Origin of the sequence: Caldimonas caldifontis, assembly GCF_002930615.1 — a bacterium.
Classification (GTDB): domain Bacteria; phylum Pseudomonadota; class Gammaproteobacteria; order Burkholderiales; family Burkholderiaceae_C; genus Caldimonas; species Caldimonas caldifontis.
On sequence record NZ_PSNX01000016.1, the window covers coordinates 84,855 to 106,264 of the forward strand.

Annotated in this window: 21 protein-coding genes; 3 read left to right on the plus strand and 18 right to left on the minus strand. The window is 68.2% G+C overall.

Translation table 11 applies throughout. The features are described from left to right. Window positions 1–88 precede the first annotated feature (88 nt). Entirely contained in the window at window positions 89–2,119 is a 2,031-nt protein-coding gene (locus C1704_RS16135; protein WP_104303760.1) for a primosomal protein N', read from the minus strand. A 350-nt stretch (window positions 2,120–2,469) separates the two neighbouring features. Then, window positions 2,470–3,561, minus strand: coding sequence for a uroporphyrinogen decarboxylase (gene hemE, locus C1704_RS16140; RefSeq protein WP_104303761.1), 1,092 nt, complete (start codon window positions 3,559–3,561; stop codon window positions 2,470–2,472). An 82-nt stretch (window positions 3,562–3,643) separates the two neighbouring features. On the opposite strand from hemE, the gene C1704_RS16145 reads away from it, so the two are divergent. Genes C1704_RS16145 through C1704_RS16155 form a run of 3 tightly spaced genes read left to right on the plus strand, consistent with a single transcriptional unit; the run spans window position 3,644 to window position 5,687 of the window. Further along, window positions 3,644–4,258 carry a LemA family protein gene (locus C1704_RS16145; protein WP_104303762.1) on the plus strand — a complete coding sequence of 205 codons (615 nt, stop codon included), beginning with the start codon at window positions 3,644–3,646 and terminating at the stop codon, window positions 4,256–4,258. Between the two features lie 5 nt (window positions 4,259–4,263). Continuing rightward, a complete protein-coding gene (locus C1704_RS16150) occupies window positions 4,264–5,172 on the plus strand; it encodes a TPM domain-containing protein (RefSeq protein ID WP_104303788.1) in 909 nt (302 codons plus the stop codon). Between the two features lie 2 nt (window positions 5,173–5,174). Further along, window positions 5,175–5,687: a TPM domain-containing protein gene (locus C1704_RS16155; RefSeq protein WP_104303763.1), complete on the plus strand. Its 513-nt coding sequence runs from the start codon at window positions 5,175–5,177 to the stop codon at window positions 5,685–5,687. 73 nt (window positions 5,688–5,760) lie between these two features. Here C1704_RS16155 and C1704_RS16160 read toward each other — a convergent pair whose 3' ends face one another. The 16 genes from C1704_RS16160 to C1704_RS16235 form a co-directional block, all read right to left on the minus strand. Continuing rightward, a complete protein-coding gene (locus tag C1704_RS16160; RefSeq protein ID WP_104303764.1) occupies window positions 5,761–6,177 on the minus strand; it encodes a F0F1 ATP synthase subunit epsilon in 417 nt (138 codons plus the stop codon). A gap of 40 nt (window positions 6,178–6,217) precedes the next feature. After that, window positions 6,218–7,618, minus strand: coding sequence for a F0F1 ATP synthase subunit beta (atpD, locus tag C1704_RS16165; protein ID WP_104303765.1), 1,401 nt, complete (start codon window positions 7,616–7,618; stop codon window positions 6,218–6,220). A gap of 50 nt (window positions 7,619–7,668) precedes the next feature. Next, window positions 7,669–8,538, minus strand: coding sequence for a F0F1 ATP synthase subunit gamma (gene atpG, locus C1704_RS16170; protein ID WP_104303766.1), 870 nt, complete (start codon window positions 8,536–8,538; stop codon window positions 7,669–7,671). Window positions 8,539–8,563: 25 nt separating this feature from the next. Then, on the minus strand, window positions 8,564–10,102 hold the full coding sequence (gene atpA / locus C1704_RS16175; RefSeq protein WP_104303767.1) for a F0F1 ATP synthase subunit alpha: 1,539 nt from the start codon (window positions 10,100–10,102) through the stop codon (window positions 8,564–8,566). A 111-nt stretch (window positions 10,103–10,213) separates the two neighbouring features. Then, the gene (locus C1704_RS16180; protein ID WP_104303768.1) at window positions 10,214–10,744 is read right to left on the minus strand and encodes a F0F1 ATP synthase subunit delta; all 531 of its coding nucleotides are present in this window, start codon (window positions 10,742–10,744) and stop codon (window positions 10,214–10,216) included. A gap of 2 nt (window positions 10,745–10,746) precedes the next feature. Continuing rightward, a complete protein-coding gene (locus tag C1704_RS16185) occupies window positions 10,747–11,217 on the minus strand; it encodes a F0F1 ATP synthase subunit B (RefSeq protein WP_104303769.1) in 471 nt (156 codons plus the stop codon). A gap of 68 nt (window positions 11,218–11,285) precedes the next feature. After that, window positions 11,286–11,534 carry a F0F1 ATP synthase subunit C gene (gene atpE, locus C1704_RS16190; protein WP_035603606.1) on the minus strand — a complete coding sequence of 83 codons (249 nt, stop codon included), beginning with the start codon at window positions 11,532–11,534 and terminating at the stop codon, window positions 11,286–11,288. An 85-nt stretch (window positions 11,535–11,619) separates the two neighbouring features. After that, window positions 11,620–12,483: a F0F1 ATP synthase subunit A gene (atpB, locus tag C1704_RS16195; protein WP_104303770.1), complete on the minus strand. Its 864-nt coding sequence runs from the start codon at window positions 12,481–12,483 to the stop codon at window positions 11,620–11,622. 12 nt (window positions 12,484–12,495) lie between these two features. Beyond that, window positions 12,496–13,065, minus strand: a complete 570-nt coding sequence (locus tag C1704_RS16200) for an ATP synthase subunit I (protein ID WP_104303771.1) — start codon at window positions 13,063–13,065, stop codon at window positions 12,496–12,498. A 162-nt stretch (window positions 13,066–13,227) separates the two neighbouring features. Next, complete coding sequence (locus tag C1704_RS16205; protein WP_104303772.1) at window positions 13,228–14,139, minus strand: SMP-30/gluconolactonase/LRE family protein; 912 nt, start codon at window positions 14,137–14,139, stop codon at window positions 13,228–13,230. Window positions 14,140–14,204: 65 nt separating this feature from the next. After that, window positions 14,205–15,011 carry an HpcH/HpaI aldolase family protein gene (locus tag C1704_RS16210; RefSeq protein WP_104303773.1) on the minus strand — a complete coding sequence of 269 codons (807 nt, stop codon included), beginning with the start codon at window positions 15,009–15,011 and terminating at the stop codon, window positions 14,205–14,207. A 25-nt stretch (window positions 15,012–15,036) separates the two neighbouring features. Next, window positions 15,037–15,546 (minus strand): GNAT family N-acetyltransferase, encoded by a 510-nt coding sequence (locus C1704_RS16215; RefSeq protein WP_104303774.1) that lies wholly within the window; start codon window positions 15,544–15,546, stop codon window positions 15,037–15,039. 55 nt (window positions 15,547–15,601) lie between these two features. Further along, window positions 15,602–16,216: a thioredoxin family protein gene (locus C1704_RS16220; RefSeq protein WP_104303775.1), complete on the minus strand. Its 615-nt coding sequence runs from the start codon at window positions 16,214–16,216 to the stop codon at window positions 15,602–15,604. A 36-nt stretch (window positions 16,217–16,252) separates the two neighbouring features. After that, on the minus strand, window positions 16,253–18,451 hold the full coding sequence (locus C1704_RS16225; RefSeq protein ID WP_245876527.1) for a protein-disulfide reductase DsbD family protein: 2,199 nt from the start codon (window positions 18,449–18,451) through the stop codon (window positions 16,253–16,255). A gap of 96 nt (window positions 18,452–18,547) precedes the next feature. Beyond that, window positions 18,548–19,480, minus strand: a complete 933-nt coding sequence (locus tag C1704_RS16230) for a bile acid:sodium symporter (RefSeq protein ID WP_104303777.1) — start codon at window positions 19,478–19,480, stop codon at window positions 18,548–18,550. A 3-nt stretch (window positions 19,481–19,483) separates the two neighbouring features. Further along, window positions 19,484–21,235 carry an AMP-binding protein gene (locus tag C1704_RS16235; RefSeq protein ID WP_104303778.1) on the minus strand — a complete coding sequence of 584 codons (1,752 nt, stop codon included), beginning with the start codon at window positions 21,233–21,235 and terminating at the stop codon, window positions 19,484–19,486. Between the last annotated feature and the right edge of the window lie 175 nt (window positions 21,236–21,410).

The following is a 21,410-nucleotide window of genomic DNA, read 5'->3' on the forward strand; positions in this document are numbered from 1 at the left end:
GAGGCCTTGTGGGAAGTTTTGTAAAGCCCGGGGTCGAACACCGCCATCACGGTGCGATCAGCGCATGCCCACCGGGCCTTCGATGCCTTCAGATCGCCAGCGGGTCCACATCGACCGCCCAGCGCACCAGGCCTTTGTGGTCGCCGCGCAGGCCGTGCAGTGCGGGCACCCAGTCGGCCAGGAAGCGCTGCAGCACCGGCCTCGACGCCGCTTCCACCAGCATCTGGGCCCGCTCGATGTTGGCCACACGCTGCAAGCTCATCGGCACCGGGGGGTAGAGCGTCACCCCCTGCGGCACTCCCGCCAGGTCCGCAGCCGCCTGCAGCCAGGCCTGCGCCCCCTCCTGGGTGCGCCCCTCGGCACGCACCAGCGCCAGGTGGGCATGCGGCGGCAGGCCGGCCATGGCCCGCTCGGCCAGCTGGCTGGCTGCAAACGCTTCGTAGTCGTGCGTGCGCAGGGCCTGATAGAGCGGATGCGCCGGGTGCCAGGTCTGCACCAGCACCTCCGACCGAGCCGCCTGTGCCGCGTCGCGCCCCGCCCGCCCGGCCGCCTGCATCAGCAGCGCAAAGAGGCGCTCGCCCGCGCGGAAATCGCTGGAGAAGAGCGCCGCATCCGGGTTCACCACCGCCACCAGCGTCACCCCCCGGAAGTCGTGTCCCTTGGCCACCATCTGGGTGCCCACGAGGATGTCCACCTCGCCGGCATGCATGCGCCCCAGCTCGGCCTCCAGCGCCCCCTTGGCGCGGGTGGTGTCGGCGTCGATGCGGGCCACGCGCGCGCCGGGCAGGGCCTCGGCCAGCTGCTCCTCCAGCCGCTCGGTGCCGCGGCCCACGGGGCGGATGTCGGCATTGCCGCAGTCCGGGCAGGCGCGCGGCACCCGCTCGGTGTAGCCGCAGTGGTGGCAACGCAGGCTGCGGTCCGAGCGGTGGAAGACCCGCCAGGCACTGCAGTGCGGGCAGCCGCTCTTCCAGCCGCACTCCAGGCAGTGCAGCACCGGCGCATAACCCCGGCGGTTGAGCAGCACCAGGCTCTGCTCGCCGCGCTCCAGGCGCTGCCCCAGGGCGGCCAGCAGCGGCGGCGTCAAGGCCTCGTGATGCGCCGCCGCACGGGGCACGTGATTCAGGTCGATGAATTTCACCGTGGGCAGCACGCCACCGCCGATGCGGGTGGGCATGGACAGGCGCACGTAACGGCCGCGCTCGGCCTGGTGCCAGCTCTCCAGCGAGGGGGTGGCCGAGGCCAGCAGCACCGGGCACTGCTCCAGCCGCCCGCGGTAGACCGCCAGATCACGCGCCGAATAGCGCGCGCCCTCCTGGCTCTTGTAGGACGGGTCGTGTTCCTCGTCCACCACGATCAGGCCCGGCCGCGGCAGCGGGGTGAACACCGCCATGCGCGTGCCCAGCACGATGTCGGCCTGGCCCAGGTGGGCGGCCAACCAGTGGCGCAGCCGCTGGGCCGGCGTGAGGCCGCTGTGCAGCGAGACGATGAGCCGGTCGGGGAAGCGCTCGGCGAAGCGCTGCTCGAGCTGGGGCGTGAGGTTGATCTCGGGCACCAGCACCAGCGCCTGGCGCCCGGCCGCCAGGGTGTCGGCCACGGCGCGCAGATACACCTCGGTCTTGCCGCTGCCGGTGCTGCCGAAGAGCAGCGCCGGCTGGGTGCCGGCCTCGCGCCAGGCCCGCAGGGCGGCCGCCTGCTCGGGGGTGGGGTCGGGCCAGACCGGGGCCGCCCCGCCCGGCGGCGTCAGGCGCGCCAGCCGCTTGAGGCGCAACGCCAGCTGCTTGTTGTCGAGCCGGCGCAGTTCGGGCGGCACGGCGCCCAGGGCCACCTCGCCGACGCTGCGCTGGTAGTAGCCGGCCGCAAAGCTCACCAGGTTGCACCAGTGGGGTGGCAGCGGCGCCAGGGTGTCGAGCGCCGCCGCCACCGGGCGCAACTCGACGCCGGGCTCCGGGTCGCCCGCCGCGGCCGGCCAGACGATGCCGCACACCATGCGCCGGCCCAAGGGCACCTGCACCAGCGTCCCCGCCGGCCAGGCGGTGTCGCTCAGATAGCTCAAGGCTTCGCGCAAGGCGCTGTGCTGCGGCGCATCGACCACCACGGCCAGGGTGCAGGCTTGAGACATCAACTTGGCGTGCAGTCTTGTGAGTTCGTCGAGAAAACGGGGCTAAGCACTTGAGAACAAAGGCTTTTCCCAGACATCCACAGAACCTGTGGAAAACTTTGTGGGCAAGCTGCGAAAACGCTCGCTAAGTGCTTGTGCCGTCAAGGCCAGCTTGGTTTGATGCAGTCCTGAGCACGCGATCTGTATCCATATGAATCAAGCACTTAGCGCTGCCTTGTCGCCTGCCGATGCTTCACCGCAGCATTTGTCGAAGGACGCAGGTGCTCGCTCCAATTTGGGGATAAGTCAAGCTGCAAGTGACCGATTTGGGGGTAAGCCCGGGTTGTTCCGTGCGATGTGCGCAAAGCCTGTCACCGGCTGACCCGTTGTGCACGCGAGTGTCGGTGCACCGTGTCCACCAGCACCTGCACATGCTCGGGCGGCGTGAACTGGCTGATGCCATGACCCAGGTTGAACACATGTCCGGCCCAGCTGCCATCGGGATTGCGGGGCGTGCCGAAACTGTCGAGCGTACGGATCACCTCAGCCTCCACCTGCGCAGGCTCGGCAAACAACACGTTGGGATCGAGATTGCCCTGCAAGGCCACGCGATGGCCCACCTGGGCACGAGCCCGACCCAGGTTCACCGTCCAGTCGAGCCCGACGGCTTCGGTGGGCAGGGCGGCGATCTCGTCCAGCCACAGCCCGCCCCCCTTGGTGAAGACGATGCGCGGTACCACGCGGCCCTCGTGCTCACGGATCAGCTGGTCCAGCACCCGGCGCGTGTAGGCGAGGCTGAAGGTCTGGAAGGCGCCATCGGCCAGCACACCGCCCCAGGAATCGAACACCATGACCGCCTGGGCCCCCGCCTCGATCTGGGCATTCAGGTAGGCCGCCACCGCATCTGCGTTGACCGACAGGATGCGGTGCATCAGGTCCGGACGGCGGTACATGAGGCTCTTGACCAGACGGTAGTCGTCCGAGCCGCTGCCCTCGACCATGTAGCAGGCCAGGGTCCAGGGGCTGCCTGAGAAGCCGATCAGCGGGACCCGGCCATCGAGGGCCTTGCGGATGGAGCGCACCGCGTCGAAGACATACTGCAAGCGGGCCATGTCGGGCACGGCCAGCTTCGCCACATCGGCCTCGTCGCGCACCGGTGTGGCAAAGCGCGGGCCTTCACCCTGGGCGAAGCTCAGCCCCAGCCCCATGGCGTCGGGCACGGTGAGGATGTCCGAAAACAGGATGGCTGCATCCAGGTCGTAGCGCTCCAGCGGCTGCAGCGTGACCTCGGTGGCCAGGTCGGGCGAGGTGGCCAGGCCCATGAAACTGCCGGCCCGCTCGCGCGTGGCCTTGTATTCGGGCAGGTAGCGGCCGGCCTGTCGCATCAGCCACACTGGAGTGTGATCGGTGGGCTGGCGCAGCAGGGCACGCAGGAACTGGTCGTTGTGCAGTGGGGCGGTCATCGCAGGATTGTAAAAGTGAGGGGCGGCCCCAACTGGGGCAGGCGTGGCAAGATCATGCACCGAACACCTGAGGGAGACTGCCATGATCCACTTTTTCCGCCGACTGACGGTTGGCCTCACCGTGGCCGCCGGGCTGCTGCTCACTGGCTGCGGTTACAACGACTTCCAGCGCCTGGACGAACAGGTCAAGGCCTCGTGGTCGGAGGTGCTCAACCAGTACCAGCGCCGCGCCGACCTCATCCCCAACATCGTCAACACCGTCAAGGGTGAAGCCAACTTCGAGCAGGAGACCTTGACCCGCGTGATCGAAGCCCGCTCGCGCGCCACCGCGCTGCAGGTCACGCCCGAGACGCTGAACAACCCCGAGGCCTTCAACCGCTTCCAGCAGGCGCAGGGCGAGCTGGGCAGCGCGCTGTCGCGCCTGATGGCCATCAGCGAGAACTACCCCACCCTGAAGGCCAACCAGGGCTTCCAGGACCTGCGCGTCCAGCTCGAAGGCACCGAGAACCGCATCACGGTGGCCCGCAACAGCTACATCAAGGCCGTGCAGGCGTACAACGTGCTTGCCCGCAGCTTCCCCACCAACCTCACGGCCATGGTCTTCCGCTATGAGCCCAAGCCCAGCTTCACGGTGACCAACGAGGCCGAGATCTCGCGTCCGCCGACGGTGGACTTCGGCGGCGGGGCCTCGCGCTGAGCATGATGGGCGCCCTCACCCGGTGGCGGGCCGCTGCAGCGCTGGGCCTGGGCCTGCTGGGCAGCCTCCTGCTGCCGCTCGCGCAGGCGCAGGAGCTGCAGCCCGTGCCGGCGCTCACCGCGCGCGTGATCGACCAGACGGCCACCCTGCGCCCCGAACAGCAGCAGGCGCTGGAGGCCAAGCTGGCAGCTTTCGAGCAAGCCCAGGGCAGCCAGATCGTGGTGCTGATGGTGGCCAGCACCCAGCCGGAGGACATTGCCGCCTATGCCTACCGTGTGGCGGACGCCTGGAAGATCGGCCGGCGGGACGTGGGCGATGGCCTCCTGCTCGTGGTGGCGAAGAATGACCGCCGCGTGCGTATCGAGGTGGCCCGTGCGCTCGAGGGGGCCATCCCCGACCTGGCCGCCTACCGCATCATCGACGAGTTCATCACCCCGGCTTTCCGCCAGGGTGACTTTGCCGGCGGCATCGACGCCGGCCTGGACCGCCTCATGGGCCTGATCCGCGGGGAGGGCCTGCCCGCCCCCGCGCAGGGCAGCCGGCGCGGTGATGCCGCGCCCGGGCTGGGCGAGTGGCTGGCCTTCGTGCTGGTGGGCACCCCCATCGTCGGCGGCATCCTGTCCAGCATGATGGGGCGGCGCCTGGGCTCGCTCGCCACGGGCGGCGTCATCGGGGCCGTGGGCTGGCTGGTCACGGCGTCGATCCTGATGGGCGCGCTGATCGGCGTCGTGGCCCTGGTGGTCGCCCTGGCCATGGGCTCGGGCGGCGGTATCGGTGGCGGCCGGGGCGGCCGCTCGGGCGGCCCCGTCATCTGGGGTGGCGGTCGCGGGGGCGGCGGCTGGGGTGGCGGGGGCGGTTTCGGCTCCGGGGGCGGCGGCAGCTTCGGTGGAGGCGGTGCCTCCGGGCGGTGGTGAGCATGGTCAGCCTGCTGCGCTTCCTCAAACACCGCTGGTGGGACGACCGCGATGCCCGCCGGCTGCTCGACGCCGCCGCGCTGCAGCGCCTGCAGCAGCGCGTGGCCGACAGCGAGCGCCGCCACAGCGGCGAGATCCGCGTGTGTGTCGAAGCCAGCCTGCCGCTGAGCTACCTCTGGCGCGACGGCCACATCCGCGAACGGGCCTTGAGCCTCTTCGGCAAGCTCGGCGTGTGGGACACCGAACTCAACAACGGCGTGCTCATCTACGTGCTGCTCGTCGAGCACGACATCGAGATCGTGGCTGACCGGGGCCTGGCCCGCCACATCGCCCCCGACCAGTGGCAGCCGCTCATCGCCCACATGGCCGAAGCCTTTGCCCAGGGCCGCTTCGAAGAGGGCCTGGCCCGCGCCATCGACGAGGTCAGCGCCCTGCTCGAACGCCACTTCCCCGTGGCTGCCGGCCAAGCCGGCGTGAACGAACTGCCCGACCCGGTCGTCGACTTGCGGCGCTGATCGGACCACAAAGCGGCCCACAAAGCACAACGCCCACACGATGTGGGCGTTGTCGTGGCTGGCGAGGAGCCGCTTACTTCTTGCGGAACTTGCGCAGCGCCGCAATCTGCGCGGCCATGGCCGCAAACTCGCTCTGGGCCTTGGCGAAGTCGATGTCGCTCTTGGCGTTCTTCATCGCCTCCTCGGCCAGCTTCTGGGCCTCGGCCGCCTTGGCTTCGTCCAGGTCCTTGCCGCGGATGGCGGTGTCGGCCAGCACGGTCACGTGGTCGGGCTGCACCTCGAGGATGCCGCCGGCCACGAACACGAACTCTTCCTCACCGTTGTCGGCCCGCTCGATGCGCACCGCGCCCGGCTTGATGCGCGTGATCAGCGGCGTGTGCTTGGGCAGGATGCCCAGCTCACCTGCCTCGCCCGGCAGGGCGACGAACTTCGCTGCGCCCGAGAAGATCGACTCCTCGGCCGAAACGACATCCACTTGAATGGTGGCCATGCTCAGGGTCCTTTAACGTGTCAGAAGGAAGGGCGGCAGATCACTGCAGCTTCTTGGCCTTCTCGAACGCCTCGTCGATGGTGCCGACCATGTAGAACGCCTGCTCGGGCAGGTGGTCACACTCGCCGTTCACGATCATCTTGAAGCCGCGGATGGTTTCCGACAGCGGGACGTACTTGCCAGGCGCGCCGGTGAAGATCTCGGCCACGTGGAAAGGCTGCGACAGGAAGCGCTGGATCTTGCGGGCGCGGGCCACGGCCAGCTTGTCTTCCGGCGACAGTTCGTCCATGCCCAGGATGGCGATGATGTCGCGCAGTTCCTTGTAGCGCTGCAGCACGGCCTGCACGGCGCGGGTCGTGTTGTAGTGCTCTTCGCCCACGACGTTGGGATCGACCTGGCGGCTGGTGGAGTCCAGCGGGTCCACGGCGGGGTAGATGCCCAGCGCGGCGATGTCACGCGAGAGCACGACGGTGGCGTCCAGGTGGGCGAAGGTCGTGGCAGGCGACGGGTCGGTCAAGTCATCCGCGGGCACGTACACGGCCTGGATGGAGGTGATCGAGCCCACCTTGGTGGAGGTGATGCGCTCTTGCAGCTTGCCCATTTCCTCGGCCAGCGTCGGCTGGTAGCCCACGGCGGACGGCATGCGGCCCAGCAGGGCGGACACTTCGGTACCGGCCAGCGTGTAGCGGTAGATGTTGTCCACGAAGAACAGCACGTCGCGGCCTTCATCGCGGAAGGACTCGGCTATGGTCAGGCCGGTCAGGGCCACGCGCAGACGGTTGCCCGGGGGCTCGTTCATCTGGCCGTAGACCATGGCCACCTTGGACTTGGACAGGTCCTCGTCCACCACCACGCCCGACTCCATCATCTCGTGATAGAAGTCGTTGCCTTCACGGGTACGCTCACCCACGCCGGCGAACACGGACAGACCCGAGTGCGCCTTGGCGATGTTGTTGATGAGCTCCATCATGTTCACGGTCTTGCCCACGCCGGCGCCACCGAACAGACCCACCTTGCCGCCCTTGGCGAACGGGCAGATCAGGTCGATCACCTTGATGCCGGTCTCGAGCAGTTCCTGCGAGGGCGACAGCTCGTCATAGGCCGGGGCCTTGCGGTGGATGGAGGCGGTGAGCTCCTGGCTCACAGGGCCGCGCTCGTCGATGGGCGCCCCCAGCACGTCCATGATGCGGCCGAGCGTGGCCTTGCCCACGGGCACGGTGATGGGATGGCCGGTGTTCTTCACGGTCATGCCGCGGCGCAGGCCGTCGGAGGAGCCGAGCGCGATGGTGCGCACCACGCCGTCGCCGAGCTGCTGCTGCACTTCCAGCGTCAGCGTCGAGCCTTCCATCTTCAGGGCGTCGTACACCTTGGGCATCGCATTGCGGGGGAACTCCACGTCCACCACGGCGCCGATGCACTGAACGATCTTGCCTTCAGCCATTTTTCGTTCCTTCAATCAATATTCGTTGATGCGGGCTGTCGCGGTGCCGCTTACACGGCCGCCGCGCCACTGACGATCTCGGACAGTTCCTTCGTGATCGCTGCCTGACGGGTCTTGTTGTATTCGAGCTTGAGCTCGTTGATCAGGTTGCCCGCGTTGTCGGTCGCCGCCTTCATGGCCACCATGCGCGCGGACTGCTCGGACGCCATGTTCTCGGCCACGGCCTGATAGACGATGGCCTCGATGTAGCGCGTGAGCAGTTCATCGATGACGGTGGGCGCGTCGGGCTCGTAGAGGTAGTCCCAGGCGTGCGCGTCCTTGTCGGCCTGCAGCTTGTCGGCCGCCAGGGGCAGCAGTTGCTCGATCACCGGCTCCTGCTTCATCGTGTTGATGAAACGGGTGTAGCACAGGTAGACCGCATCGAGCTTGCCCTCAGCGTACTGGTCGAGCAGTACCTTGACCGGCCCGATGAGCCGGTCGAGATGCGGCTTGTCGCCCAGTTGGGTGACGTGCGTGACCACCTTGGCACCGATGCGGTTGAGGAAGCCGAAGCCCTTGTTGCCGATCGCCACCGCCTGCGCCTTCAGGCCCTGGGCTTCCAGTTCCTTCAGTTTGGCCGTGGTGGCCCGCAGGATGTTGGTGTTCAGGCCGCCGCACAGACCTTTGTCGGTCGTCACCACGATGACGCCGACCTGGCCGGTGCCGGTGTTCTTCTGCAGGAACGCCGGCTTGTACTCCGGATTGGCCTGGGCCAGGTTGGCCGTGATGTTGCGCACCTTGTCCGCGTAAGGCCGGGCCGCACGCATGCGGTCCTGCGCCTTGCGCATCTTGGAGGCGGCGACCATCTCCATGGCCTTGGTGATCTTCTTGGTGTTCTCCACCGATTTGATCTTGCCGCGTATTTCCTTGCCTGCCGCCATGACGGAACTCCTTCCTCAGGGTTGATCAGGCGAAGGACTTCTTGAACGCGGCGATCGCGGCGGTCAGTTCAGCCTCGGCGTCCTTGTCCATGGCCTTGTCGGTGTCGAGCTTGTTCAGCAGCGCCGCGTGGCTGGTCTTGAGGTACTGGTGCAGGCCGGCTTCAAAGGCCAGGACCTTCTTGACGTCCACGTCATCCAGGTAGCCCTTGTTCACCGCGAACAGCGTGGCCGCCATCAGGCTGATGGGCAGCGGGCTGTACTGGGCCTGCTTGAGCAGCTCGGTCACACGGGCACCGCGGTCGAGCTGCTTGCGGGTGGCTTCGTCCAGGTCGGAGGCGAACTGCGCAAAGGCCGCCAGTTCACGATACTGCGCCAGGTCGGTACGGATACCGCCGGACAGACCCTTGATCAGCTTGGTCTGGGCCGCACCGCCCACACGAGACACCGAGATACCCGCGTTGATGGCGGGACGGATGCCGGCGTTGAACAGGTTGGTTTCCAGGAAGATCTGGCCGTCGGTGATCGAGATCACGTTGGTCGGCACGAAGGCGGACACGTCGCCGGCTTGGGTTTCGATCACGGGCAGCGCGGTCAGCGAACCGGTCTTGCCTTTGACTTCGCCCTTGGTGAAGGCTTCGACATACTCGGCGTTCACGCGCGCAGCGCGCTCCAGCAGACGGCTGTGGAGGTAGAACACGTCGCCGGGGAAGGCTTCGCGGCCGGGCGGGCGGCGCAGCAGCAGCGACACCTGGCGATACGCCACGGCCTGCTTGGACAGGTCGTCATAGACGATCAGCGCGTCCTGGCCGCGGTCGCGGAAATATTCGCCCATCGTGCAACCCGAGTAGGCCGACACGTACTGCATCGCCGCCGATTCGGAAGCCGATGCCGCCACGACGATGGTGTACTCCATCGCACCATGCTGTTCGAGGGCACGCACCACGTTCTTGATCGACGAAGCCTTCTGGCCGATGGCGACGTAGATGCAGGTGACGCCCTGACCCTTCTGGTTGATGATGGTGTCGATCGCCACGGCGGTCTTGCCGGTCTGGCGGTCACCGATGATCAGCTCGCGCTGGCCACGGCCGATAGGCACCATGGAGTCGATGGACTTCAGGCCGGTCTGCAGCGGCTGCGACACCGACTGGCGCGCGATCACGCCCGGCGCGACCTTCTCGATCACGTCGGTCATCTTGGCGTTGATCGGGCCCTTGCCGTCGATGGGCTGGCCGAGGGCGTTGACCACGCGGCCGATGAGTTCGGGGCCCACGGGCACTTCCAGGATGCGGCCGGTGCACTTGACCGTGTCGCCTTCGGAAATGTGCTCGTAGGAACCCAGAATCACCGCGCCGACGGAATCGCGCTCCAGGTTGAGCGCCAGGCCGAAGGTGTTGCCCGGGAATTCAAGCATCTCGCCCTGCATCACGTCGGACAGGCCATGGATACGGCAGATGCCGTCCGTCACCGATACCACGGTGCCCTGGTTGCGGATGTCGGCAGAGGCGCCGAGACCCTCGATGCGGCTCTTGATGAGTTCGGAAATTTCTGCGGGATTCAGTTGCATTGCGTACTCCCAGTCTGGTTGTCGGCCCGGGGCCTGAACCGGGTTCTGGCCCCGGGCCATCCCGGGCAAAGAACCGTTGCGTTAGACCGTTGCGTTAAAGCGTTGTGGGCCTCAGGCCGTCAGCGCCACCTTCATGCGTTCGAGTCGTGCCTTGACCGAGGTGTCCAGCACCTCGTCGCCCACCACCACGCGCACGCCACCGATCAGCGCAGGCTCGACCTCCACCTTGGCGTTCAGCTTGCGGCCGAAGCGCTTTTCGAGCGCGGGCAGCAACTGAGCCAGCTGGTCATCGGTCAGCGGGTAGGCGCTGACGATGCGCGCCTCGGCTGCGCCGGCCGCGGCATTGATCAGCGAGCGCAGTTGCGTCGCGATCTCGGGGATGGCGGCCACGCGGTCGTTGTCGATCGCAGTGCGCAGGAAGTTCGAGGCTTCCTTGCCCAGCGGCGACTTGATCACGGAGGTGAAGAGCTCGAAGACCTGTTCGGCGCTCACCTTGGGGTTGGCGGCGAACTGGCGCACCTGGGGTTCGGCCGCCACGGCCGCCAGCGCGTCGATCTGGTCGGCGAGCTGAGCCGCGTTGGCACCGGCCACCCGGTACAGGGCCTCGGCGTAGGGACGTGCGATGGTTGCAAGCTCGGCCATGGTCACAGCTCGGTTTTCAGGCGGTTGAGCAGATCGGCATGCACCGAGGCGTTCACCTCGCGTTGCAGGATCTGTTCGGCCCCCTTCACAGCCAGCGTGGCGACCTGCTCACGCAGGGCCTCACGGGCCTGGACGACTTGCTGGTCAGCCTCAGCACGAGCCGCGGCAACGATCTTCTCGCCTTCCTCGCTGGCCTTCTTCTTGGCCTCGTCGATGATGGCCTGGGCCCGACGCTCGGCGTCAGCCAGCAGCTTGGAAGTTTCGTCGCGCGAAGCGGCCAGCTGCTGCTGGACCTGCTGGTTCGCATTGGCGAGCTCGGCCTTGGCCTTGTCGGCCGCAGCCAGACCGTCGGCGATTTTCTGCGCGCGTTCGTCGAGGGCTTTGGTGATGGGCGGCCACACGTATTTCAGCGTGAACCACATCAGGATGCCAAAGACCACGAACTGCGCAACGAGTGTCGCGTTGATGTTCATGGATCAGGCCTTTCGTTTCTCTGGAATCGAAGACGGATCGGAATCCGCAAAGAGAGAAATGAAGCCGATCAGGCGAGCACGAACGGGTTGGCGAAGGCGAACAGCAGAGCGATGGCCACACCGATCAGGAAGGCCGCGTCGATCAGGCCGGCCAGAATGAACATCTTGGTCTGCAGTTCGTTCATCAGCTCGGGCTGGCGGGCCGACGACTCGAGGAACTTGCCACCCATCAGCGCGATGCCGATGGAAGCGCCGATGGCGCCCAGGCCCACGATCAGACCGCAAGCCAGCGCGACAAGACCCAGAATGTTTTCCATGATTGCTCCTATTGGAAGGTTGTTGACGGACGGAAGAAAAAACCGAAAAAAGGCCGGCGGACCCACGTCCCCGGCGGCTTGAAACTCAGTGGCTTTCGTGGGCCTGGCCGACGTAGATCAGCGTCAGCATCATGAAAATGAAAGCCTGCAAGGTGATCACCAGGATGTGGAACAGGGCCCAGATCGTGCCGGCGATCACATGGCCGACGAAGAGCAGCGAGCCGCTCAGCGACAGCGCTGCGCCCGCGCCCATCAGCGCGATCAGCATGAAGACCAGTTCACCTGCGTACATGTTCCCGAACAGTCGCATGCCATGCGAGATGGTCTTGGCGGCATACTCGATGAGGTTGAGCAGGAAGTTGAAGGGAGCCAGCAGCACGGCCGCGAAGCCGTGGGCATGGAAAGGCGCCGAGAACAGGTCCTTCACGAAGCCGCCCAGGCCCTTGACCTTGATACCGTAGTACAGGCACATGGCCAGCACGAAGGTGGACATGCCCAGGGTGATGGACAGGTCGGCCGTGGCCACGACACGCATGTAGTCAGGGAACCCCATGGCCGGACCGGCCACGTGCCAGATCTGGGGGATGAAGTCGACCGGCACCAGGTCCATGGCGTTCATCAGGAAGATCCAGACGAAGGCGGTCAGAGCAGCGGCGGAGACGGCGCGGCGAGACGTTTCGTTGTGGACGATGCCCTTGGCCTGGTTGTCGACCATCTCGACCAGCATCTCGACCAGCCCCTGAAGGCGGCCGGGCACGCCGGCATGGACCCGCCGGGCGACATAGGCCATGAACAGCACGGTCACGATGCCCAGCAGGGAGGACCAGAACAGGGAATCGACGTTGATGACCGAGAAGTCGATGATCTCGGTCTGCTTCTTGTTCTGCAGATGGACCAGGTGGTGGGTGATGTATTCACCGGCGGTGAGCGCTTGTCCTTCGGCTGCCATCGTTCGTTCTCGTCAACGGTCGCCTGCGGCGACGGTTTGTGTCTGTTTCACCCGACCCCGCCACAGCAGGGCCGCCCCATTCACTTTCAAGCACACCACCATCGCCGCCAGCACGGCCAGCCAGCTCAGGTTGGGCACGAGTCTTGCAGCCGCCACCAGCATGGCAACGGCCACGACGATCTTCACCAACTCCCAGACCATGAACCTCAGCACCACGGTGCCGGGGTTCGCCCCAGGAGCGCCGGTCATCCCGCGGGCCAGCAAGGCCCCCGGCACCACCACGACCGCCGCGCCGATCAGCGCCGAGACGACCGTCTCGCCCTTGCCGGTGACAAGCCACGCCAGCGCAGCCACCACCAGCCCCGCCACGGCCTGGGCCATGACCACCCGCCAGGGCGAGAGCGGCGGGTGCTTCGCACGCAAGACCGACGCTTGTTCTCGCGTCAGGGGCTTGAAGTGCTCGGCTTCATCCGCATCTTCCTGTTTCCAGTCGTCGCGCCAATGACCTTGGGGGTCATGGGCCTGCGGCGCCGGTTGCGCTTCCTGCGCCTGCGCATGGCCGTTCGGGGTCCGTTCGGGCATGTGGGGCACGAAAGTTACAGTTGGTTGCGGCAAAGCCTCGGGATTATACGTGGAAACCCCCACGTACTTTCCATCCCCCTGGCTGCTGCGACTTTGTCGCGCGCGTCCGACAGGGGCTTGCCGATGGCGGCGCTTGCCGCTAGCGCGGGCCTTGACGGCTGATCAGAGGGCGCAGGCCACGGCCGGCAGGCCCGGCACGTCCACCCTCACCTGCAGCACCTGGCCGGCCCAGGGCTGGGCGGCGAGTTCGTCGGCAGGCCGCTTTTCGCGCGCGGTGGTGATGTAGAGGGTGCGCAGGTCCGACCCGCCGAAACAAGGCATCGTGGGACAACGCACCGGCAGGCGCAGCTCGTGCAGCACCTCGCCGCGCGGTGACAGCCGCAACACACGCCCGCCCTCGAACATGGCCACCCAGTAGCAGCCTTCTGCGTCCATCGCGGCCCCGTCGGGGCGGCCGCCATAGCGGTCCAGGGGCTGCCCTTCGACGCGGCGATCGAAGCGCGCAAACACACGCCGCTCGCCCAGGTCGCCGCGGGCCACGTCGTAGTCGAAGGCATAGATGGTGTGGGCCTTGGTGTCGGACCAGTACATCGTGTCGCCCTGCGGGCTCCAGGCCAGGCCGTTGGAGACGGTGATGCCCCCGGCGCGCCGGGTCAGGCGGCCGGTTTCGCCCAGGCAGTACAGCGCCGCCAGGGGCGGGTCGCGCGGCTCATAGATCGTGCCCACCCACAGGCGGCCTGCGGGGTCGCACTTGCCATCGTTGAAACGTTCAAGGGCCGGGTCGTAGGGAGCCTCGGCCAGCGGGGTGCGTGCCCCCGTGGCCGGATCGAAGTGCACGATGCCGCTGCGCAGCGTGAGCACCAGCCCGCCGCGCCGGGACGGGGCACACGCGGAGACATCGGTCTCGAACGCCCAGGTCTCGAGCCGTGCCGTGGCCGGGTCGAGACGATGCAGGCGATGCCCGGGAATGTCGCAATAGTAGAGGCGCTGCTCGGTGGGGTGCCACAGCGGAGATTCACCCAGCAAGGCGGGGGTGTCCGTGGCGGGGCGCAGGGTGTCGGCGTGGGTGGTCATGTCAGGGCGCGGCAGGATCAGGCCCGATCCTAAGCGCGTACCTCGCTGTAACCGCGCCGCGGTGTTCAGCGTGTGAGTGTGCCGGCCGTCACCGAGTGGACGATGGTGGTGTCCTGGGTGCGCAAGGCTGACAGGGCCGCCTGGGCGCCGCGCATCATCAGGCCGAGGTCGCTGCCCACCCCAACGAAGTCGAACCCCATGGCACGGTACTGGGCCACGAGTTCGGCCGAGGCCCCCATGGTGCCCACCGGCCGGCCCAGGGCCTTGCAGCGGTCCACGGCCCGGGCCAGCAGTTCCATCACCTGCGGATGGGCGGGCTCGCCAAGATGGCCCAGGCTCGCGGACAGGTCTGCCGGGCCGACGAAGACGGCATCGACCCCCGGCACGGTGGCAATGGCCTCGAGCTCGTCGAGGGCCTCGCGGGTCTCGATCTGCACGATCACGCCCACCGACTGGTTGGCATGGCGCAGGGCCTGGGTGGCCGTGCCATAGCGGGTGGCGCGGCTCAGGCCCATCACACCGCGCACCCCCTCGGGCGGGTAACGGGTGGCCGCCACGGCCCGGCGGGCCTCCTCGGCGTTCTGCACGAAGGGAAACATCACCGTCAGCGCGCCGGCGTCGAGCACACGCTTGACCATCACCGGTTCGTTCCAGGGCAGGCGCACCACCGGCACCATGCGGGTGTTGCCCACAGCCTGCAGCAGGTGGACGAGGTCGCCGAGGTCGGTGGTGGTGTGTTCGAGGTCGAGCACGGCCCAGTCGAAGCCGGCATGGCCCAGGGCCTCGGCGGCCAGGGCGTTCGAGGACACCACCCAGGTGCCCACGGGCGGGTGGGCGCCGGCGGCCTTGAGCAGGTGGCGGAAGGGGTTCATGGGCGCCTCCGTGCAGAGCCTGGGCTCAGTACCTCGTGACGCTCTCGTCGAGATCGACCTTCAGGTAGTGGGCCCCGGGGATGGGGTTGTAATAGTAGGGCGGGATCTCCTCGAAGCCCAGCGTCGCGTACAGGCCGCGGGCGGCCTCCATGTCGTCCAGGGTGTCGAGCAGCATCACCGAATAGCCGGCGCGACGGGCCTCGTCCATGAGCGCCTCGGCCAGGGCCCGGCCCAGCCCGAAGCGCCGGAAGGCGCGCCGCACATACAGGCGCTTCATTTCGCAGGCATTGGGGTAGTCGACCTCGGGGGCGGGCCGGAACGCGCCGCAGCCCGCCAGCTCGCCGTCGAGCAGGGCCAGCAACAGCTTGCCGCCGGGCTCGGCGTACTCGCCGGGCAGCGAGGCCAGCTCCTCCTCGAAGCCCTGGAAACCGAGGTCGATGCCGATCGCGTCGGCGTACTCGCGGAAGATGAGCCGGGTGGCATCGAACCACTCCGGCGTGTCCGGCGTGAGGAGCTGGATCTCGGGCGAAGTCATCGGGGCAGGCGGAAGCGCACGGAAACAGTCTACCCGCAGCCCGCGCCGGCCGGCCTCAGCCCGCGTTCATGTACTTGATGGAACACCCATAGGCCTGGGTGACCGGGGTGGAGACCGGCTTGCCGGCCAGCAATTCGTCGAGGGCCTGCCGGACGTAGTTGGTGGCCCCTTCGATGTCGGACACCCGGGCCGTCGGCCGGCTGTCGATGGCGCCCGCATAGACGAGGGTGCCCTGGGGATCGATCACGTACATGTGCGGGGTGGTGCGTGCGCCATAGGCCCGGCCCACCTTGCCGTCGTCGTCCATCAGCGTGGCGGTGGCGCGGGCTTTCTGCGAGGCCATCCAGGCGCCAAGGTCGGCCGGCTTCTTGTAGTCGGCGCTGGCCGGTTCGGTGGAGCTGATGGTGAGCCAGACCACGCCACGATCGGTGGCCGACTGCTGGGTGGCCTGCATGTTGCCGCCGTAGTGCTTGCGCACGAAGGGGCAGCCGGGGTTCACCCATTCCAGCACGACATGCTTGCCGCGGAAGTCGGACAGCTGGACCGGCTGGCCCCGGGTGTCCAGGGCTCGGAAGGCGGGGGCGGGCTGGCCGACGGTGGGCGCGGCCCACGCGGAGGTCGCGGTCAGCAGGCCCAGGCTCAGGATGGCAGTCATCAGGCGCAAGGTCATGGGGGACTCCTTTCTGGCGGGTGGGGGCACACGGCCTCAGGCCGGTGCGTCCAGCGCGGCCAGGGCCTCTCGGACCTGGGGCGCGGTGAGGATCTCGGACATCACGAGCGGGGGCTGGCCCGCCCGGTAGAGGGCATAGACAGGGATGCCGTTGCGGCCGAGCGCGGCCAGTGCCTCGGTGATGGCCGGGTCACGGCGCGTCCAGTCGGCGCGCAGCAACACCACGCCACGGCGCTGGAAGTCGTCGAGCACCTCCTCGCGTGACAAGGTGGTGCGCTTGTTGACCTGGCAGGTGACGCACCAGGTGGCGGTGAAGTCAACGAAGACCGGCTGGCCCTGGGCCAGCGCCGTCTGCACGGCCTGCGGGCTCCAGGGCTGCCAGGGGTCATCGGCCGCCCTCGTGGCCGGCGCGGTGGCAACCCCGGGCGACTCGCGCAGGGCCGGGCCGGCCCAGGCCAGCATGCCGCCCAGCACAAGAAGGCCCGGCAGGCCCCAGCCCCAGCGCGCACGCCGGCTGAAGCCCGGGCTGGCCCAGGCCCAGGCGGCAAAGCCCAGGGCGACCAGCACCCCCAGCCAGACCGCCGCCCCGTCGATCCCGATCTGGTGGCCGAGGACCCACAGAAGCCAGACCACCGTGGCGAACATCGGGAAGGCCATGGCCGTGCGGAACTGCGCCATCCAGGCCCCGGGGCGCGGCAGCCGCTTCGCGAGGGCCGGCACGGCCGTCACCAGCAGGTAGGGCAAGGCCATGCCCAGGCCCAGCGCGGCAAACACGCTCAGCGCCTGGGCCGGTGGCCAGGTGACGGCCAGACCGAGGGAGGCCCCCATGAAAGGCGCCGTGCAAGGCGATGCCACCGCCACGGCCAGCAGGCCGGACAGGAAGCTGTCGGCCATGGGGTGGCGGGCCCGCGCCGACGCCACGCCCGAGGGCAGCAGGCTGCCGAACTCGAACACGCCGGCGAGGTTCAACCCGATGAGGGTGAAGAGCACCGCGAGGGCCGCCACCACGGCCGGGGACTGGAGCTGGAACCCCCAGCCGAGTTGCTCGCCCGCCGAACGCAGCGCCAGCAGCAGGCCCGCCAGGGCCAGGAAGGACAGCACCACCCCGGCGGTGTAGGCCAGGCCGCCGGCCATCCGCTCACGAGGCGAATGCGCGTGCTGCACAGCGCCCAGCAGCTTCAGGGACAGGACCGGAAACACGCAGGGCATGAGGTTGAGCAGCAGCCCGCCCACGGCCGCCGCCAGCAGGGCCAGGCCCCAGCCCATCGCGGGGGCGCGGCCGCGTGACGCGGCGTCGCGTGACGCGGCGTCGCGGGCGTTGGCGTCCAGGGCAGCCTGCAGCGCCGGCGACACGGTGGGCGGCGCCGCCCCGGCGGGCCAGCCGCCTTCGACGCTGGCGGTGACCCGCAGCGCCTGGTCCGGGCCGAAGCGCAGGACGAGGGGCAGCACGTCGGGGCTGGCGCTGCGCTGCGCATTCAGCGGCAGGGCCGAGCGCCAGCCGCCATCCCGCCAGTCCTGGGTGAAGGGCGCCGCCGGCTCCAGGACCCCGGCGGTTTCGGGGAACACCTCGGCCGGGCGCCCCTGCACGTCGGGCGGCAAGCCGTCCACGTCAACCCGCAGGGCGCCCCCCTCAACGCGCGCCGTCGCGCGGGCACCGGCCCATTGCGCCGGACGGGCCGCCCAGGCGGCCTCGAAGTCACTTGCATGGGTGAGGAGCGGACGGCCATCGGCCGGCAGGCTCAGGCGGAAGTCGCCAGACTGCGGGATGCACTCGGTCTTGCACACCAGCCAGTCGGCCTGCAGGACCACGTCCAGGCGCGAGGCCGACCACGCCGCATCCACCTGGACCGGCACGGGCAGCACCACGGTGTTCTCGTAGCCGTAGTTGATGAGCGGACCGAAGGGCAGCCGCTCGGGTGTGGGCCAGTCGATCTCGCCGGCCTGGACGCCGGCCGGCAGGGTCCAGGCCAGGGTGGTGGGCAGACCGGAGTCGCCCGGGTTCTTCCAGTAGGTGTGCCAGTGCGGGGCGTGCTCCAGCTTCAGCCCCAGCCACAGCGGCCGGCCCGGGCCCAGCCCGTCGGGGGCGTGGGCAATAAGCTGGGCGCGCACTTCATCGGTGCGCACGGTGTCGCTGGCGCCCGCGGGTGCCGCCCAGGCGGCCGCAAGCAGGCCCAGGCCGCCGAGCATCCCGGACAGCCTGGCGCGCCAGCCGGGGGAGCGGACGGTCGAGGGCATGGTCCGTTCGAGGGGCCGGTGCCGGTCAAGTTCCATCCGGCCACAGGCCGCCGGGCGCTGAGCGCGCAGGCCCGTGGAGGAGTCCCGGCCCTCGGCTCAGGCGGCCTTGGCCCCTGGTACCGGCTTGACCGCCGTGGGCACCTTGGCCTGGTCGCGAGCCAGCTCCTCCCGGGTGGTGATGCGCCGGAACCACACCGTGACCGCGCTGGAAGTGAGCACGATGAAGAGCGAGTACAGCACCGGGATCAACAGGACCTGCTGCTGCAGCTCGTCGCGGAAGGTCAGCAGCACGATCAGCACCGCCAGCGGGCCGTTCTGGATGCCGGTTTCCAGCGCGATGGTGCGGCTGCGCCGGGCGTCCTGGCGCAACAGGCGCGACAGGCCGTAGCCCAGCGCCATGCCGATCAGCCCCAAGCCGATGGCGGCGAAATAGACCGAACCCGGCGTGGTGAAGAGCAGCTGGTGGTTGCGTGGCACCCAGGTGAGCACCAGGAACAGGATCACGACCACCCCCAGGAAGCCGCCGACGAGCTCGACGGTGGCGCCCACGTTGGGGTTCCACTTGCGCATCGCGATGCCCAGCAGCGTGGGGACGATGAGGACGACCAGCACCTGGGCCACGTTGCCCGCCGGCACGGTGTACTCAGACGGCAACCCGGTGAGGCCCGAGTAGAACTGGAGCAGCACCGGCACCATGACCACGGCCACCAGCGTGGAGCAGATGGTCATCATGATGGACAGCGCCAGCACCCCCTTGCTGAAGTAGGCAAAGATGTTGGAGGTGGTGCCGCCGGGCATGCAGCCCATCAGGATGAGGCCGATGGCCAGTGCCGGCGGCAGGCCCAGGGCCACGGTCATCAGGTAGCCCAGGAAGGGCATGATGGCGTACTGGCACAGCAGGCCGATCAGGATGCCCTGGGGCTTGCGGAAGGCGATGCGGAAATCCTTGAAGGTGAGCGAGGCCCCCATGCCGAGCATGATCACCATCATCATGAGGCCCAGCAGGCGGGTTTCGAAGTCGGTCAGCATGGTTCAGCTCTTCTGGCGGGCACGGTATTCATCGCGCAGGTCCTTGCGCAGGATCTTGCCAATGGGGGATTTGGGCAGCTCGGTGCGGAACTCCACGGCCTTGGGCAGCTTGTAGTCGGTGAGCAGGCCCTTGCAGTGCGCCCTCACCTGCTCCTCGGTGAGGCCATCGGCCTGCGGCACGATGTAGGCGCGCACCGCCTCGCCGGTCTTGGCGTCGGGCACACCGATCACGGCCACCTCCAGCACGGCGTCGAGCTGGGCGATCGCATCCTCCACCTCGTTGGGGTAGACGTTGAAGCCGCTGACCAGGATCATGTCCTTCTTGCGATCGACGATGCGGAAGTAGCCTTCCTCGTCCATCACGGCCACGTCGCCCGTGCACAGCCAGCCGTCCTTGAGCACCTGGGCGGTGTCCTCGGGACGCTGCCAGTAGCCCTGCATGACCTGCGGACCACGCACGATCAGTTCGCCCGGCGCGCCCGGCGGCACGTCACGACCCTGGTCATCGACCAGGCGCACGTCGGTGGCGGGCACCGGGATGCCGATGGCATCGGGTTTCTGCTTGCCGGTGAGCGGGTTGAAGGCCACCACCGGTGAGGTCTCGGTCAGGCCATAGCCTTCGGCGATGACGGTGCCGGTGACGCGACGCCAGCGCTCCGCCACCGCATGCTGCAGCGCCGCCCCCCCGGCCACCGCGGCACGCAGGTGCTTGGGTGGGAAGGCCGTGAACCACTCCTCGTTGAGCAGGGCGTTGTAGAGCGTGTTGACGCCACTCATCCAGGTGATGGGGTAGTTGTCGAAGGCGCGCTGCAGGTTACCGATGGGTCGCGGGCTGGGCGACAGCACGTTGCGTGCGCCGGCCGTGAAGAAGCACAACAGGTTGAACGTGAACGCAAAGATGTGATAGAGCGGCAGGGCCGTGAGCACCACCTCCTGACCCTCGTGGATGAGCGCACGGCCCATGGCATAGGCCTGGTCGTGGTTGGCCAGCAGATTGCCATGGGTGAGCATCGCGCCCTTGGCCACGCCGGTGGTGCCCCCGGTGTACTGCAGCGCCGCCAGGGACTCGGGGCCCTGGTCGCGGGTGTAGTCGGCCACGCGCAGGCCCTTGGACTGCAGTGCGGCCCGCCCTTCGGCCAGGGCCTGGGGCAATCGGATGTGATCGACGGTGATCGGCGGCAGCGTGCGGTTCCACCACTTCTGCACCAGGCGGATCACGCCGCGCGGGATCATCGAGAAGAACTGCGAGACCTCGGCCACGATGACGCGCTTGATCTTCGTCTGGGCGAGGATGGCGTCGAGCTTGTCGGCGAACATGTCCACGATGACCAGCGCCTCGGCCCCCGAGTCCTTGAACTGATGGGCCATCTCCTTGGGCGTGTACAGCGGGTTGGTGTTCACCAGCACGCAGCCCGCCTTGAAGATGCCGAAGGCCACCACCGGGTAGGCCAGGCAGTTGGGCGTCTGCAGCGCCACACGGGCGCCGGCGGGCAGGCCCAGCACTTCGCGCAGATATACCGCGAACTGGTCGGACAAGGATTCGACCTGCGCAAAGGTGAGCGAGGCATGCATGCCGTTGGGCATGCAGGTGGTGAAGGCCACCTGGTCGCGGTAGCGCTGGCAGGCCGCGCCGATCAGCGCGGCCAGATGCCGATGCGCCGGTGGCGGCAGGGTGCGCGGGATGTGGTCACCGTACTGGGCCAGCCAGGGGCGGGCCAGCGGGGCGGAGGGCGAGGTCGTGTCGTTGAGCGTCATGCACCGGGTCATTCACCGCGAACCATTCGCGGGCGGGCGTAGTCTGGCGCGATCGCCGCACAGGCCAGCCCCTCGTTTACCCTGTACCTGACTAGGGCCTGTTAACACATCCGCAGTCCATCAGCGACGAGAACGAAGGTGATGAAGCCGAGGAACATGATGTCGAGCTTTTCGA